Origin of the sequence: Stenomitos frigidus ULC18 (assembly GCF_003003795.1) — a bacterium.
GTDB lineage: Bacteria > Cyanobacteriota > Cyanobacteriia > Leptolyngbyales > Leptolyngbyaceae > Stenomitos > Stenomitos frigidus_A.
The window spans coordinates 1-15486 of record NZ_PVWK01000118.1; the positions used below are offsets into that span (position 1 = coordinate 1).

Consider the following 15486-nt stretch of genomic DNA (forward strand, 5'->3'; position numbering starts at 1 on the left):
GTGCCGTTACTTTGTCATGAGTATTTGGAGCACAAAAGATTTGCTTCATTCCCCTTGACTTTCAAGACAATCGCTACGCCCATCTTATATTTAATTCCACGCACCTACTTACCAACAAGTTACGAAAAATGGCATCCAACCTTTCGACCGCTTTCTCATGCTAAGTTACTGAAGCCTAGAGTCGGGAAAGTCCGGTGTGATTCCGGTACTGTGCCGCAACTGTGATAAAGCGTTTTGCATGCTTTCAAGTCAGAATGCCGACTGGGTGGTATCTGCGGGATACCGTCGTCTACTCCCTGCGTCGCACGGGGAAGGAGTGGAAGTTTTGTCGTTAGAATGTGTGTCATCGCAATTTGCGATCTGTCCGGGCTTGTTTCAGCCGTCAGCCGCAAACGATGGGTTACTTTCGCGCCTGAGAGTGCCGGGTGGACTGCTGACAGTTACTCAGTGTGAGGCGATCGCTGACCTCGCTGATCAATTGGGGGGCGGCTATGTCGAAGTGACGAATCGCGCCAATGTGCAAATCCGTGGACTTCAGTCGACCATTGATGCAGACCACTTAGCCCGCCTACAAGCCGTCGGATTGGCATCTCCGGTTGCTGCTATTGACGCACTTCGCAACATCATGTGCAGCCCCACAGCAGGCATCGATCGGCAACAGTTGCTGGATACACGCCCGTTTGTTGCTGCCTGGAACCGTTATCTTACGACTCGCCCCGATTTTGCGGTGCTATCACCCAAATTCAGCGTGTGCTTTGACGGTGGTGAAGCGGTTTCGGTACGCGATCGGCCCAACGATATCAGTCTGGTTGCAGTCGCGATCACAGACGCGATTTACTTTCGTCTCCATTTAAGTTTGGGCGATCGTGGCGCATCACCCTGTGATACAGGCGTTGTCATTCAACCAGAAGAAAGTCTGCAATTGCTAATAGCAATGACAGAGGTTTATCGTGATTATACGATGCAAAAGCTCGGCAATAGCAGCCAGCGAAAACCGCGTTTAAGGAATCTTTTACATGACTGGGGTTTGGCAACCTATTTGCAAGCAGTAGTACAGCGTCTTTCGTTTTTACCCCTGCGAGATGGAACAAAATCGCTCCGGCAAAATGAAAAGATCGATGGCAACTCATTTTCGGATGCGTACAACCATTTAGGGATACATTCTCAACGTCAGTCTGATCGCTCTTATATTGGCTGTATCCTTCCCCTGGGTCGCTTAGAAACAATACAATTACGCGGATTGGCAACATTAGCATCACAATACGGCAGTAGTATGCTGCGGCTAACACCGTGGCAGAATGTTCTTCTTTCTGATCTTCCGACTGCACAAATAGCAGTGGTACAGCAGAAAATTGAGCAGTTGGGATTGCATAGTTCAGCGACACATCCTCATGGCGCGATCGTGGCTTGTTCCGGCACAACAGGCTGCCAATCATCTGCCACCAATACGCAAGCAGATGCACTAGCATTAGCGGCTCATTTAGAACAAACTATCGTGTTGAGCTACCCGGTTAACATCCACTTTAGCGGTTGTGAAAAGTCTTGCGCTCAACACCATGCCAGCGACATTGCACTGCTTGGCGTTGCGCAAGAAGGCGAGGCAAGCTATCACGTTTATGTCGGAGATGATGGCTCAAAATTTGGTCGATCGCTCTATCAAAACTATCGTCCTGCGCATTTACCTGCTTTGATTGAACAAATGCTACGGGTTTATCAAGAACAATCGCAGTCGCATGAGACCTTTAAAAGCTTCGTCAATCGATACAAGATCGCTGAATTAAAGCAGATGTTGATTGCCTCAGATCGCCACTTAATAGGGGCTAGACAACAAAACTAATGGCAATGAAGCTAGAGACGGTCGTACCCTTTGGGCGATCGCTGGATGAATACATCAAAATGTTTAACCTGACGGATGCTGACTTAACCAAACGCATTCTCGGTGTGGGTGATGGCCCCGCTAGTTTCAATGCTGAGGCGACGAAATTAGGCTATACCGCGACTTCAATCGATCCCCTTTATCAATTCAGCGGTGCTGAAATCTTGTCTCGCTTTAATGCTGTAGTTGATGACATCATTGAGCAAGTCAGGACATCGCCAAATGATTGGGTTTGGATGTATCATCAATCGCCTGATGACCTGCGTCAAAACCGAGTTCATGCGATTCAGACATTCCTGAATGATTATGGCGCTGGCAAAGCAGACGGACGATATCGCATTGATGCCTTACCACATTTGACGTTGCCCGATCAAGCCTATGATCTTGCCGTTTGTTCACACTTTTTATTTTTATATTCGGAACAACTCGACTACTCATTTCATCTAGAGTCAATTCAGGAGCTGCTGAGAGTCAGTCGAGAAGTGCGCATTTTCCCGTTGCTAACCTTGATGCGCCAGCGATCGCCCTACCTCGATCCGATTCTACAAACTTTAGGTGAGCAAGGATACTTTTTAGCCATCAAAAAAGTGCCTTACGAATTACAAAAAGGCGGTAACGAAATGCTAGCCATTACAACTAAACATGACAACTGAACGTACGCATGATTGATTACATTCGCGATGGCAACGAAATTTACCAACAGTCCTTTGCCATTATTCGAGCAGAGACAAATTTGGCAATACTACCTGCAGCGTTAGAAACTGTTGCAGTACGGCTGATTCATGCCTGTGGTATGACCGATATTGTGCATGATTTGGCATATTCCACTGATGCGGTGGATGCTGGACGATCGGCGCTCATCAACGGCGCGCCGATTTTGTGTGATGCTCAAATGGTGGCCAATGGAGTCACTCGCAAACGCTTGCCTGCAGACAATGCCGTCATTTGTACGCTCAACGATCCGCAAGTGCCCACGATCGCTCAAAAAATCCAGAACACGCGATCGGCAGCAGCACTGGACCTGTGGCGATCGCATCTAGAGGGCGCAGTGGTGGCGATCGGCAATGCGCCCACCGCTTTATTTCGTTTGCTGGAATTGCTGGACGAAGGCGCACCCAAACCAGCGCTGATTTTGGGCTTTCCAGTCGGGTTTGTGGGTGCAGCCGAATCCAAAGCTGCCCTCGCAGCCAACAGCAGGGGTGTCCCCTTTCTGACCATTCACGGTCGTCGGGGTGGTAGTGCAATGGCAGCCGCAGCCGTGAATGCGTTAGCAAAGGAGACTGAATTATGACAGACGCAACAATGGGGAGTGGGGAGTGGGGAGTGGGGAGTGGGCAAGGCCACCCGACCCCCAACATCCAACACCCAACACCCGGAAAGCTCTACGGTTTGGGCATTGGGCCTGGCGACCCGGAGCTGTTGACGCTCAAGGCGCATCGCATTTTGACGTCAGTACCGGTCATTGCCTATCCCACAATGGAAAGTGGCAAAGTGCTGGCACGGGCGATCGTGGCAGATTTCATTCGCCCAGAGCAGCTTGAAGTTCCGATGCCATTGCCGTTTAGCGTGGAGCGATCGTCACAGCCTTACTACGACACTGCGGCTGAAACGATTGCGCAGCATTTGGCCGGGGGACGCGATGTTGCTGTCCTTTGTGAAGGCGATCCGATGCTGTACGGGTCGTTTATGTACATCTTCAATCGACTTGCCGATCGCTTTGATACCGAAGTGGTGCCAGGGATTTCTTCAACCTTTGCCAGTGCCGCAATGCTGGGCGCACCCCTCACCTACCGTAATGATGTGCTGAGCATTATGCCTGCCACGCTGGATGAAGACACCTTGCGCGATCGACTCGCCGTTGCCGATGCTGCCATCATCATCAAGCTGGGCAGACACTTCGCCAAAGTCCGCACCATTCTGGATGAACTGGGCTTGCTATCACGGGCGCTGTACATTGAACGGGCAACCATGCCAAACCAGCAGATTCGTCCGATCGCAGATCTTGATCCGGCTGATGTTCCCTACTGGGCGCTGATTCTCGTCCCTAGCGAAACACGACCGCAGTAAAATTATTGAACAGTGCAATTATCGATAATAGAATCACTTCTGACCCCGCGATCGGGACTGTTGCCATGACGTCTTCTTTGTCTCAAACCACTGCTTCTCAGCTTAAAGGATTGGCGCTGCCTCCATTGGAGAACGGCGATCGCTTGACGCGCCCCGAATTTGAGCGTCGTTATCATGCCATGCCCAATCTGAGAAAAGCCGAATTAATTGAAGGAGTCGTCTACATGGCATCGCCACTACGTTTTACGCCCCATGCTGAACCGCACGGTGATCTCATTGGCTGGCTGTGGACATACAAAACCGCCACACCAGGAGCGCAAATGGGCATTGAGCCAACAATGCGTCTGGATGTAGACAATGAGCCGCAACCAGATGGCGTCTTGCTAATTAGTCAGGAAAGCGGTGGGCACTCAACACTCAGTGACGATGGCTACTTGGAAGGCGCAACCGAATTAGTAGCAGAAATCGCTGCTAGCAGTGCTGCGATCGATCTAGGCGACAAAAAACGTGCCTATCGGCGGAGTGGCGTGCAGGAATACATTGTCTGGCAGGTGTATGACCAGAAAATTGATTGGTTTCAGTTGCAGGATGGTGACTATGTTTCCTTAGCGCCAGATGAACAAGGCGTTATTCACAGTCAGGTGTTTCCAGGGTTGTGGCTGAACGTGGAGGCCATGTTGCAGGGCGATATGCGATCGGTATTAGCAGTCCTGCAAACAGGCATTGATACTGAAGCACATCAAGTCTTTGTTCAACAGCTTGAGGATCAGCGGGACAAAACAAGGCAAGCTAGCGATCGCCAACCGCAATGAAGTCACCCGCAATTGTGATTCTCGGCGAAACCAGTGTGGCTATCGCGCAGCAGATTCAAGCAGCATTGCCAGCCGCGACGATCTATGGGTTAGCTGGACGCACGCAATCTATGGATGTGTCCTATGCCAAATTTGGCGATACGGTGCGAGAACTGTTCAGTAGCGGCACACCTGTCATTGGTATCTGCGCGTCTGGGATTCTGATTCGATCGCTGGCAACGCTGCTGACCGATAAGCGAGCCGAACCACCTGTGATTGCTGTTGCAGACGATGGGAGCGCGGTAGTGCCGCTTTTGGGCGGCTTGACGGGTGCGAATGACTTGGCAACCACGATCGCCCACGCTCTGCATACCAAGCCCGCCATCACAGCAACCGGACAACTGCGCTTCAATGTGGTTTTGGAAGCACCGCCACTTGGCTATCGGTTGACCAACCCCGAACACGCAAAGGCCTTCACGTCCGATTTACTCTCTGGAGCGACGGTCAAACTGCTTGGTGAGGCGCACTGGCTGCGTCAGAGCAACCTACCGTTTACGTCCGATGGCACCCATACGATCGAAGTGACTGATCGAGCCATTGCAGGCAGTGCCACCCATTTGGTCTATCAGCCCATTGCGGTTCAGGGTAAGCTGGCGATCGTGGGCACAGGCCCCGGAGCCGCTGAGTGGATGTCGCCAGAAGTCAAGACGCTTCTGCAAGCTGCTACGGATTTAGTTGGCTACAAGACTTATTTAGATTTAGTCGGCACCTTTGCTCAGGGAAAACGGCACGAGTCCGATAATCGTGTAGAGATCGATCGCGCCCGTCAAGCCCTGGATCTTGCTGCTGAAGGACGATCGGTTGTGGTCGTTTCCTCTGGTGATCCCGGCATTTATGCAATGGCAGCCGCTGTGTTTGAAGTCATCGATCATGAAGCAAACCCAGCCTGGCAGCAGCTTGAGCTTCACGTCGCACCCGGCATCTCAGCCATGCAAGCGGCAGCAGCGGCGATCGGTGCCCCCTTGGGACATGACTTCTGCGCCATTTCCCTGTCTGACATTCTCAAGCCGTGGTCAGTGATTGAACAACGCATTGCCGCAGCAGCTCAAGCTGATTTTGCGATGGCATTCTACAACCCCGTTTCTAAGCAGCGGACGTGGCAGTTAGACAAGGCAAAGGAAATTTTAAGGCAGTGGCGATCGCCCGAAACGCCGATCGTCTTGGCACGTAATTTAGGGCGATCGGGTCAATCGGTACAGGTAAAAGTCCTTGCAGATCTCTCACCGAGCGATGCCGATATGCGAACGGTCATTCTCATTGGCTCCAGTCAGACCCGCATCATTGAGCGATCGAACGGTAGCGTTTGGGTTTACACACCACGGCACTATGAAGGATGAGGGATGAAGGCTAAAGGATGAAGGATGAAGGCTAAAAGTGTGGTCAGTGGTCAATCATCAGTAGTCAGAATCAACTTAAAACCCTCTAGCGGAGCGGCACGTAAAGCCTTTGGCATACAAGAAACGCGAAGCGAGTCCAAAAGACTCAGTGCTACTCAGAACTCAAAACTTTTTCCCCGTCTCCCCCTGCTTCCCCCGCCCCTCTAACCCTTTGCCCAAAAACTTGCGATCACATCAGAAGGCACATAAGGCAAAATGAGAAGGTAACGTTCTGACTTCCAGGGGAACTGCTGGGTTTTGAGGATTGCTTATGTCTAAGAGTCTTGTCAGTCGTCGTCGCACTGCTCCTTGGCTGCATCGTTGGTCGCGCCCACTGATCGGCGGGATTGCTGTTCTAGGCGCGCTCAATACCGCTTACTTGACAATCACCAAGCTCACCAATGGGGAAACGGCTTGTCCTTCAGGTGGCTGTGAGCAAGTACTCTCCAGCGCGTATGCAACAGCCTTTGGTCTGCCGTTAGCGGTGTTTGGCTTACTGGCATACATCAGTATGGCAATCTTTGCGCTTGCGCCCTTAGCGGTTCAGGGCGATCAGCAGAAAGAGCTGCGATCGAACCTAGAAAACTGGACCTGGTTTCTGCTGTTTGCCGGATCAACCGCCATGTTGATCTTCAGCGGTTATCTGATGAGCATCATGATCACCAAGTTCGTGATACCCAATGGGCCACAAGGCATCTGTTATTACTGTGTGGCATCAGCGATCTTTGCGCTCAGCTTGTTTGTGCTCACGCTTCTAGGTCGCACCTGGGACGATGTTGGGCAGCTCTTCTTCACTGGCGTTATCGTTGGGATGATTACACTGGTCGGCACGCTGGCGCTTTATGCTCCCATAGGCAAAGCCGTTGCTGGTGCTTACAACGTTGCGTCTGGCAGCGGTCAAGTCTTTTTTACAGTGACTGATACGTCAGGTGAGTCAGAAATTCAGCTCGCTCGCCATCTGAAGCAAACGGGCGCAAAAATGTATAGCGCTTACTGGTGCCCCCACTGCTATGAGCAGAAGAAACTCTTTGGCGTCGCAGCACTGAATGATCTACCCTTTGTTGAGTGTGCTCCAGACGGCAAGAATTCTCAAACTGCTGCCTGTCAAGATGTAGCCGCCAAAGCTGAAAAACAGTTAGGACGACCATTCGGCTTCCCTACCTGGGAGATCAACGGTAAGTTTTACTCTGGACAAGAGCCATTGCAGGATTTGGCCAATCAATCTGGCTACCAGGGGCCGCGAAACTTTAAGAACAGTTTTTAGCGTAGTAGCGACACACTTTTGAAAGAAACCGGGTTTCTGGACGTGGCTTGAATGCTCAAACGGCATTTTTCCGTTAAGAAACCCGGTTTCTGTTTGTATTACTAGCCAGGTTCAGGCAATTTATGCTTTCCTTCCTTGCCAGCGTGTTGCTTGCTCAAACGGTGCCCATGACTCCTGTTATGCCGCAGACAATCGTGATCCCTCAACAGACACGTCCCTTACCGGGTGGGTTAGATCAGGTTCCTGTCTTCAATAGCAACAACCCAGAGGTCGTGAAGACTGAGGGCATTTTGCTCTCGACGTTCCCGCCACAGGGCAAGCGAGTGCCGGGTGTGCATCTCAATTTTCCGTTTCAGGGGCGATTCGATTTGTTCTCGCACCACATTGCGCGGGCGATCGAGACCCCTAACGATTTACGCTCCCTCTACTTAGGCGTGATCGTTTACAATCCTGGCGATCAACCAGTGACCGTGGATGTCCTGCAAGCCGCCAGTTATCTCAGCCAGCCAGATGCCGAGTTCATTGATCTACCGGCGCACCTTGATAATACATTGGGCAAGCTTTATTCAGGTCCGGGCGATCGCGCGATGAATGACATCTTGCGAGGGCGACGGCAAGAAGGTTGGGTCGATCGCCTGGTAATTCCGCCGAAGCAGAGCCGTCTGTTAATGAACCTGCCGATTCCGGTGCGACCGTTGACTCCGCCGCTGAATGGGCGATCGACGCTGGCAAGGCTCTACAGCAATGGTGCCGTTTACATGGCAAATCTGGCGATGTTTGCCAAGCAAAACCCAGACGGCAGCGAACGGGCACCCACCCACGAAGAGTGGGTGGCGTTGCTAGAAACAGGCGACTTGGCGGGACCGCGTGAAGGTGCTCCTAGTCCACCTGATCGTCCCACAGGGTCAGAAATTTATGGTCGCGTGGCAGCCGTCGCGCAAGGTTCCCAGTGGCGCACTCAAGTCACTGATCCAGATAGCCGCTTGCTGGCAATTCCAAAGCGTGGAGAGGCGTATTCCTATGGCTTGAGTACGCTTCTGGCTGGCAAAATGGGCACGGGACAAAACCAAAGTGCAACACTGCTCACTCGCTATCCCGGCACTGCGTATCAAGCTCATGGCAATTACGGCATTGAGTATCAACTCACCCTGCCCCTCATCAACACCACAGAGGCACCGCAAACGGTACAGGTGCTGGTGCAAACACCGCTGAAAGAAGACACATTAAGCAAACCAGGGTTACAGTTCCGGCAACCACCGTATGCCAATGTGTTTTTCCGCGGCACTGTGCGCATTCGGTACAACGACGATCGTGGTCTTCCTCGCACCCAGTATTGGCATCTGGTACAACGACGCGGTCAATTAGGCGTACCATTGGCAACTCTCACCATGCCTCCGGGCGATCGACGTTTAGTGCAAGTCGATTTCCTGTATCCACCGGATGCCACACCGCCTCAAATGCTTACCATCCAAACGCTGAACACATCACAGTGACAGCAACTATAACGGGGTCATCTGATTGACTGGCAAAACGCCTGTGCTGGCGGTTGTAGACGCTTACCCTTCGGGAACGCTGCGCAAACAACCGCCAGGATCAAAAGATTTGTCAGTCAATCAGTGAGGTCGTAGTGTCTGCCGCTCCTTCTTGAAAATTGGCAGACAACAAAAGCAATGGATCAATACGGTTCAAACCCTTATTCAGTCGTCGGATAGAGAGGACAAACTGACGACTCCGCTATTTTGTTCATAGTGAGCAATCCATCAATTTTGTTCATTATCTGATCACTAGCGGTTGCCTTTGCTACTCAGTAGACACGCATCGATGCAAGTACGTCTCAGTTGAGTCTTAGCGATCCCAGATCGCCAGCGACAAAAATGACTCTGCTTCCAACACGCCGCAAAGGGTTGTTCCTGTTGTAGCTATATTCTGCTGCTCAGAAGAGCAGCACTTACGTCCAGCCCACTGTCAGCGACATTCAGGAGACTTGTACCGTGATTGTTCACCCGACCCAAAACGGTTGGCAGATTATTTACCATCGTGCCCACGCCTTACTTGCCGCGCAAATTGCTGGACATTGGCGACGCAAAGATGCACCACCCCGACTGTATGAAACGATCGCAGCAATCTCGCACCACGATGATTTAGCCAAAGAGTGGGAAAGCGATAACCTCACCGAAGCAGGGACGCCGAAAGACTTTCTGATGGATGAGGGTAAGTCCTATGATCCCTTACGAAAACATATCGAGCAGGCTCTGTATAGAGGGCACTGGGTAGCACTTTTAAATTCGATGCACCAAACCCATCTCAATGCCGGTAAGCGCGGCACGTCTGCTGAAGCCGATGCGTTTTTAGATGAACAATTGGAGTATCAAAAGCGCTGGCTCAAAGAAGTAGAGGCATCTGAAGACGATGCGGCTAGTGCGTATGCCTTCATGCAGTGGTGCGATCGTCTATCACTCATTCTCTGCCAGCATAAGCTACCAATGGACGAACGGGCACTGGAAATTAGCAAAGGACCGGATGGGCAGCGGTATGACGTCATCCAACATAGTAGCGGTCTGGTAACCGTCACGCCGTGGTGCTTTGAGGAGGATCGCTTCACAGTCACTGTCGAGGCAACATCGCTGTCGCAAGTGACGTTTGATGACAACGAGAGCCTGGTGGAAGCGCTGAAGCATGGACCGCGCAAACGGCTCGAATGGACGTTTGTCAAGGAAAGCCCTGAAGCAATGCAGGAAAATCCCTTAAGCTGACCGTCTACAGCCCTCTAAGTTAAAATGCTCCAATCCCATTTCACCTAACTTTAAGCAACTTTATGCCCGATCGCGTACCGCCTGACATTGCCGATCTGCTTGCAGACTCACCAACGCCTGAGCAGCTTTTTGATGCGCTTATGCCAGCAGTGGGGAAGTTTTTAGAGTGCGATCGCTGCTTTCTTTACTTGCGGGAGCCGAAAACGCGGTTGGGCAGAGTGCCCTTCTACTGGATTCGTCACGCCGATATTCCTACCGTGTATGACAAAGCTTGGAAACTGGAGCCAATCTCTTTGCCTGATGAAGATCCCTTGTTTGCTGCGGCACTGCGGACAGAGCCTTCGATCTTCGTTGAGGATGTCGAAACTGCCAGTCCAACCATTTTAAGCCAAGAGTTTGAGCGTAGAAGCTTTGGACATCGGGCGTTGATCCATGCTCACTTATGCCAAGACGGAGAGCTTTGGGGCGTCTTACAGCCCTGTGTTTTTGGGCGCCCCAGACAATGGACGCTAACAGAACGACAGGCGATCGAGCAAATCGTACAAATGATTACGCCCAATGCCGTGACGTATGTTCATGCAGCCACTGAAAGCGCTAAAAACCCTGTGGGTTAGAAACGGAGGGCTGAAAAGCTGGTCTCATTCAAGCAGCCCCTGCTTGCTTGCACGCGTGCAAGCAAGCAGGGGCTGTCCTTTACTCCTGTCTGTACGCAAACAAAGCTTAAATCGCTTCTAAGTTCTTCTCTCCTGTGCGAATTCGAACAATTTGATCCACTGGAGTAATGAAAATTTTGCCATCCCCGATTTCTCCGGTACGGGCTGCGACAATAATTTTTTCTACCACCATGTCAACCTGATCATCTTCGACCACGATTTCAACTTTAAGTTTTTGCAAAAACTCAACGGTATACTCAGAGCCCCGGTAGCGCTCCGTTTGCCCCTTTTGACGGCCAAAGCCGCGGACTTCAGATACAGTCATACCGACAATGCCAGCATTGACAAGCGCGATTTTAACTTCGTCGAGCTTAAATGGACGAATGATTGCTTCAACCTTTTTCAATTCCCACACTCCTTATTTTATTGACGCGGTCAATTATCTAGCAAGACACTTTCTATCACCGTCAAAAGCGTCCGTTTTGTAGACAACGATACAATTTCTCGCAATGCCTTGTCATTCTTTGTCAGAAGTTTGCTTGATCAACTTGCTACAAATCAGTCGATCGACCTACGTCATCTGGGTTTCACCGTGAGGGCAGCAATGGGCGAACGATGAAAAATCCCGTACCAAAGGCAGTGACAATAATGAAACAAATGACGATCGCTAACCACCAACCACCCATTTCTGCACTTCGTTCTTTAGAGGCTGGCTGTCGTAGCTTGCCTTCTTGCTCGGTGAAAAGCGATTTTGGGGTGGATGGCTCAGGTTTTTCTGGAGCGATCGTGCCAGAAGCCGCTACAGGCGGTTGAAAGTGGAGTTCTAAGCCCTGTGTAGCTGTGGACGCCCCAGCCAATTGGTTCGCGGGGAATTGGGTTGCAGGCAAATGGGCATCAGCGGTTTGGCGAAGCTGTAAAGCAGACTGTACAACCCGCTCAATCTCTACCCGCAGTTGCTGATTCTGCTGCGTTAACTGCTGATTTTGGAGGGTCAGTGACTCTATTTTGCTTTGAGTCGCTTTGAGTTCCGTGGCGACTTCCCGATACAGCGAGATCGGCACTGACGGTGAATGGGGATTGGCTGGAATTTTCGGAACACTGGCTGATTGAGCCTTTCGTGGAGGCTGTTTGGCGTTTATTCTAGATGTCATAGGTCTACGTCTGAACGCTAGAGTCGATAAGCTACGCTCAGAATAGCCGCAATTAGAACAATCGAAGCAAAATTTGCCAAGAAGTTCGCGAAAATCTGCAAACAATTCCACGCATGACCATGATCCACCCCGAAACGCAACCCTTCTCGACCGCTGAATTTGAGACCCAGGCTCAGACGTCTGAGCCTAAGTACGGTGAGCGACACATCGCGCAGGGTGAACTCATTACCTTTCCCAATCCCAGAATCGGGCGACGGTATGACATACACATCACGTTGCCGGAGTTTACCTGCAAATGTCCCTTTTCTGGGTATCCAGATTTCGCGACGATCTATTTATCCTACGTGCCCAATCAGCGAGTCGTGGAACTGAAAGCCATCAAGCTGTATATCAATAGCTACCGCGATCGCTATATCTCCCACGAAGAATCGGTCAACCAGATCCTGGATGACTTTGTTGCTGCCTGCGATCCCCTGGAAGTCAAAATCAAAGGCGATTTTTTACCGCGTGGGAATGTCCATACGGTGATTGAGGTGACGCATCAAAAAGACGCCTAGAAATCAATCAGCGGCGATCGCGGTTAGCTTGTCTACGTTTGTGGCGCTAGAGTGGCGATCGCGGTTATCCAGGCTTCAGAACCTTTGACGAGTCCTTAAAGCGTCGCCAAAGGAAGCATTGCTGGATTAACCCTTTTTAGAATTCATCTGACGCCGACTCAAATCGAGTTTGGCACGGAGTTCGTCTTTAATACGGTTCAGGATAGAGGTTTCGTCGAGGGAGGCAAGAATGCGGGTAACTACCGCTTTGGGGCCGTCATCGCCCCAGGAGGCACCGTTGGCGAGATAGGCTTTCGTCACTTGCCCGATCGCATAGGTTGAAACTCCCGCAACGCCAGCTTGAGTCAGCGCGACAGACACATACGCACCTAGCGAGACACCGCCTGTTGCCGGTGCCGCTAGACCGAGCAGGCTTTTGAGCGAACCGAGCCCCAGGTTTGCCAGCAGTTCACTCGCCGTTATGCCACCCATCGCCAGCGCAATCTTTTGCAGCAGGCTGATAGCACCATGCTGAGTCATGTTGATGCCGTACAGTTTGGAGAGAGAGAGGATCAGGGCGACATCGATCGCAGCGCTGCTGAGCAGATCAACGACCACAATGGGATTTACCGCGATCGCCACTGCTTTTGTGATCACGCCGTTCCAGATCACGCGATCGGCACTCTGATTGCGGATCACCATCTTGCGCTCGATCAGGCGATCGTTCACATCGTCGGCAAACAGCATCGTGTTGAGAGCCACAAGGGCTTTGCCTTCGCGATAAAGAATTTCTAAGATTTTGAGTTTGAGCTCGTCGATTTGGGGTGTGCCAGTGCTTAACTGAGCCGCTACACGGCCATCTGGACGGCGCACTGCTTTTGCCTGCAAGGGTGATGCTGCTGCCATCACAATTTCGTCGGGTGAAAGCAGTTCCCGTACGCGCTCGTCTCTGATTTTGTGATAAATGGCAAGGCGATCGGCGTCAGGATACTGGTCGATCTTGTTAAACACTAGCAGGATCGGCTTACTGGCATTGCGCAGTTCCGATAATGCCTGGTACTCCACCTTGGTCATGTCGCCTGCAATGAGAAAGAGAATCAGGTCTGCTTGCTTAGCTACCTGCTGCGCCAGTGCTTCTCGCGCCTCACCATCCACTTCATCAATGCCGGGAGTATCAATGAGTTCGATGTGGGATTCGCCCACGCTGGGTAAGGCGACGCGCAGGATGGGACGATCGCTCCCCGCAATGGCTTCGCGCCTGATGTTCCAGCTTGCAGTTTGGGAAGTACGAGTCACACCATGAATGGGACCCGTCTCGAAGACCTGATCGCCTAGCAATGCATTCAGCAACGACGACTTGCCGCGTCCAACCATGCCAAAAACAGCAATGTGAACCACCTGTCGATCGAGCTTGTCCAATAGAGCTTCTAGTCCGCCAATTTCTGGCTCTAGACCACGACGTTCTTGAAGAGTTAAATCCAGGTTCTCGACCAGTTCATGCAACGCACTTTGAGCCTGCCGATAGTTCAGTTCTGCTTGAATGTCTTCGAAGCCGAGAATCGCTTCGTCAAGCTCTTGACTAAACTGGCTGGGCTTTTGAGGCGAACCCAAAGCTGGAGTTGGCTCGGACATAACTGGCGTTAGTCATAAGTTGGAGGCGACTGCTTCATCCTAGCGATTTTGCAGAGAGACTAGACGGCTATGAGCGTGTAGTTTAGTACCCACAGCAGCATTAATCTCGACGGTCAGCTGTTTCGGCTCCAGGGTAGCGGTTGGGTGGGTCAGGCGTTGCCGTACTGGGGTTCGATTGGGTGGGAAGGGTCGATCGCGACCGTTCAACCGGATGGGGGGAAGGCGCTGGTAGCCCATTTTCACTGGCACGGGGATCGCTGGCCTGTAAGTCACTAGCGTCATGTGCTCGAGCCGGTTGGCGGGTCAGCGTCTCGTCTTGAGACGTTGCGCGTCGAGCGTTGCGCGTGGTTTCTGGTAGCGTATCGCGAAGACCTTCGCTGTCATATCGTTCACTGTCATAGACGGCAGTATTAAACTCAGGGTCGGGTCGGGGAATGGGTAAACGACCGGAACTGCGCCGTTGGGAGGTCGATCGTGACGATCGTGTAAACGTCCTCCAGGCAGCCTTAATGCCAACGACTACGCTGCGAGTACTGTACTGCACACGCTGGGCTTGTTGGCGTACGCCACTCAAGCTTTGGTCTACCTGTTTGACCACCTGACCTGCACTCTGTACGCCTTCACTGACATCGTCTGTCAAATCACTGATTTCTAAGCCGGTGAGCCGAATTGCCTGCAACGTAGGCGGGAACTCGCTCCGCAGCGTATCAAACAGCTTTTCAGCGCTACGAGCGGCGCGGGAAAGCTCTCTCAGAGTGGGGATCGCCACGACCAGCACGATCGTCAGACTGATCGTGACGAACAGCAACGACAATACTAGCCAGAACAACGGATCAGTCACAGGTATGCCTACAGCAAGTTATCGTGAGCAGGAGCATCAAGCTCAGGTGATCGTCCGGTCTCAGCCGTTTCTAAAGCCTGATGCTCTTGTTGGGTTGCTTCAAGACCTGCCGCAATCGCTTCTCGCAAGCGCACAAGGGTTCCATCCCAGTTTCGCAAAGCCGATTCTGACAGACGGTCAGCTTGAAGCTGCACACTACTCGATAAATCTTCTGCAAGCTCGGGTAGTGCATCGGCTGATTTTTTCAGAAACTGCCGAGTTTCGCGTCCAGTACGCGGCGCTAAGAGAATGCCAGTAAGTGTACCGATCGCAGTTCCCACCAACAGCCCTCCCAGAAAGGAGCCAGAGCGGTTATTTGACATCGTCTCATTCCCTCTTAAACTACGACTCACCCCTCAATTCATGCCAGTCATCATCGGGAAACGACCCCTAAAACGATGTACTTGAAGCACTGGCTTTACTGACACCTTCTAATCTACCCCAACA

The 15486-nt window shown here is 51.7% G+C and carries 16 protein-coding genes and 1 riboswitch; of the genes, 11 read left to right on the forward strand and 5 right to left on the reverse strand.

The window, feature by feature from the left end; genetic code table 11:
• The first annotated feature begins 172 nt into the window (after nucleotides 1–172).
• Nucleotides 173–268, forward strand: a riboswitch (adenosylcobalamin-variant (AdoCbl-variant) riboswitch).
• The 10 genes from cobG (at nucleotide 239) to C7B82_RS21415 (ending at nucleotide 10801) form a co-directional block, all read left to right on the forward strand.
• Nucleotides 239–1837 carry a precorrin-3B synthase gene (cobG, locus tag C7B82_RS21370; RefSeq protein ID WP_181357603.1) on the forward strand — a complete coding sequence of 533 codons (1599 nt, stop codon included), beginning with the start codon at nucleotides 239–241 and terminating at the stop codon, nucleotides 1835–1837. Its footprint overlaps the riboswitch before it by 30 nt.
• A gap of 5 nt (nucleotides 1838–1842) precedes the next feature.
• Nucleotides 1843–2529, forward strand: a complete 687-nt coding sequence (locus C7B82_RS21375) for an SAM-dependent methyltransferase (RefSeq protein WP_245940028.1) — start codon at nucleotides 1843–1845, stop codon at nucleotides 2527–2529.
• A gap of 8 nt (nucleotides 2530–2537) precedes the next feature.
• Nucleotides 2538–3167, forward strand: a complete 630-nt coding sequence (locus tag C7B82_RS21380) for a precorrin-8X methylmutase (protein ID WP_106258433.1) — start codon at nucleotides 2538–2540, stop codon at nucleotides 3165–3167.
• A complete protein-coding gene (locus C7B82_RS21385) occupies nucleotides 3164–3943 on the forward strand; it encodes a precorrin-2 C(20)-methyltransferase (protein ID WP_245940029.1) in 780 nt (259 codons plus the stop codon). The genes C7B82_RS21380 and C7B82_RS21385 overlap by 4 nt, the downstream gene beginning before the upstream one ends.
• A gap of 65 nt (nucleotides 3944–4008) precedes the next feature.
• Nucleotides 4009–4755 carry a Uma2 family endonuclease gene (locus tag C7B82_RS21390; protein ID WP_106258434.1) on the forward strand — a complete coding sequence of 249 codons (747 nt, stop codon included), beginning with the start codon at nucleotides 4009–4011 and terminating at the stop codon, nucleotides 4753–4755.
• Nucleotides 4752–6131, forward strand: coding sequence for a precorrin-3B C(17)-methyltransferase (gene cobJ, locus C7B82_RS21395; protein ID WP_106258436.1), 1380 nt, complete (start codon nucleotides 4752–4754; stop codon nucleotides 6129–6131). Before C7B82_RS21390 ends, cobJ begins: the two co-directional genes overlap by 4 nt.
• Nucleotides 6132–6441: 310 nt before the next feature.
• Nucleotides 6442–7434, forward strand: a complete 993-nt coding sequence (locus C7B82_RS21400) for a vitamin K epoxide reductase family protein (protein WP_106258437.1) — start codon at nucleotides 6442–6444, stop codon at nucleotides 7432–7434.
• Nucleotides 7435–7556: 122 nt separating this feature from the next.
• On the forward strand, nucleotides 7557–8927 hold the full coding sequence (locus C7B82_RS21405; protein ID WP_106258439.1) for a DUF3370 domain-containing protein: 1371 nt from the start codon (nucleotides 7557–7559) through the stop codon (nucleotides 8925–8927).
• Between the two features lie 498 nt (nucleotides 8928–9425).
• Complete coding sequence (locus tag C7B82_RS21410; RefSeq protein WP_106258441.1) at nucleotides 9426–10187, forward strand: DUF3891 family protein; 762 nt, start codon at nucleotides 9426–9428, stop codon at nucleotides 10185–10187.
• 62 nt (nucleotides 10188–10249) lie between these two features.
• Nucleotides 10250–10801, forward strand: coding sequence for a GAF domain-containing protein (locus tag C7B82_RS21415; RefSeq protein WP_106258442.1), 552 nt, complete (start codon nucleotides 10250–10252; stop codon nucleotides 10799–10801).
• A 106-nt stretch (nucleotides 10802–10907) separates the two neighbouring features.
• Here C7B82_RS21415 and C7B82_RS21420 read toward each other — a convergent pair whose 3' ends face one another.
• Together C7B82_RS21420 and C7B82_RS21425 are read right to left on the reverse strand one after the other, a co-directional pair.
• Nucleotides 10908–11255 carry a P-II family nitrogen regulator gene (locus tag C7B82_RS21420; RefSeq protein ID WP_425443647.1) on the reverse strand — a complete coding sequence of 116 codons (348 nt, stop codon included), beginning with the start codon at nucleotides 11253–11255 and terminating at the stop codon, nucleotides 10908–10910.
• A gap of 172 nt (nucleotides 11256–11427) precedes the next feature.
• Nucleotides 11428–11991 carry a hypothetical protein gene (locus C7B82_RS21425; protein ID WP_106258444.1) on the reverse strand — a complete coding sequence of 188 codons (564 nt, stop codon included), beginning with the start codon at nucleotides 11989–11991 and terminating at the stop codon, nucleotides 11428–11430.
• Between the two features lie 113 nt (nucleotides 11992–12104).
• Here C7B82_RS21425 and queF point away from each other — a divergent pair, with 113 nt between their 5' ends.
• Nucleotides 12105–12548, forward strand: coding sequence for a preQ(1) synthase (gene queF / locus C7B82_RS21430; protein ID WP_245940030.1), 444 nt, complete (start codon nucleotides 12105–12107; stop codon nucleotides 12546–12548).
• 126 nt (nucleotides 12549–12674) lie between these two features.
• Here the strand turns inward: queF and C7B82_RS21435 are convergent, their stop codons facing one another.
• The 3 genes from C7B82_RS21435 to C7B82_RS21445 form a co-directional block, all read right to left on the reverse strand.
• A complete protein-coding gene (locus C7B82_RS21435) occupies nucleotides 12675–14159 on the reverse strand; it encodes a GTP-binding protein (protein ID WP_106258446.1) in 1485 nt (494 codons plus the stop codon).
• A 100-nt stretch (nucleotides 14160–14259) separates the two neighbouring features.
• Nucleotides 14260–15000 carry a hypothetical protein gene (locus C7B82_RS35250; protein ID WP_219904622.1) on the reverse strand — a complete coding sequence of 247 codons (741 nt, stop codon included), beginning with the start codon at nucleotides 14998–15000 and terminating at the stop codon, nucleotides 14260–14262.
• An 8-nt stretch (nucleotides 15001–15008) separates the two neighbouring features.
• A complete protein-coding gene (locus tag C7B82_RS21445; protein ID WP_106258448.1) occupies nucleotides 15009–15362 on the reverse strand; it encodes a YtxH domain-containing protein in 354 nt (117 codons plus the stop codon).
• Between the last annotated feature and the right edge of the window lie 124 nt (nucleotides 15363–15486).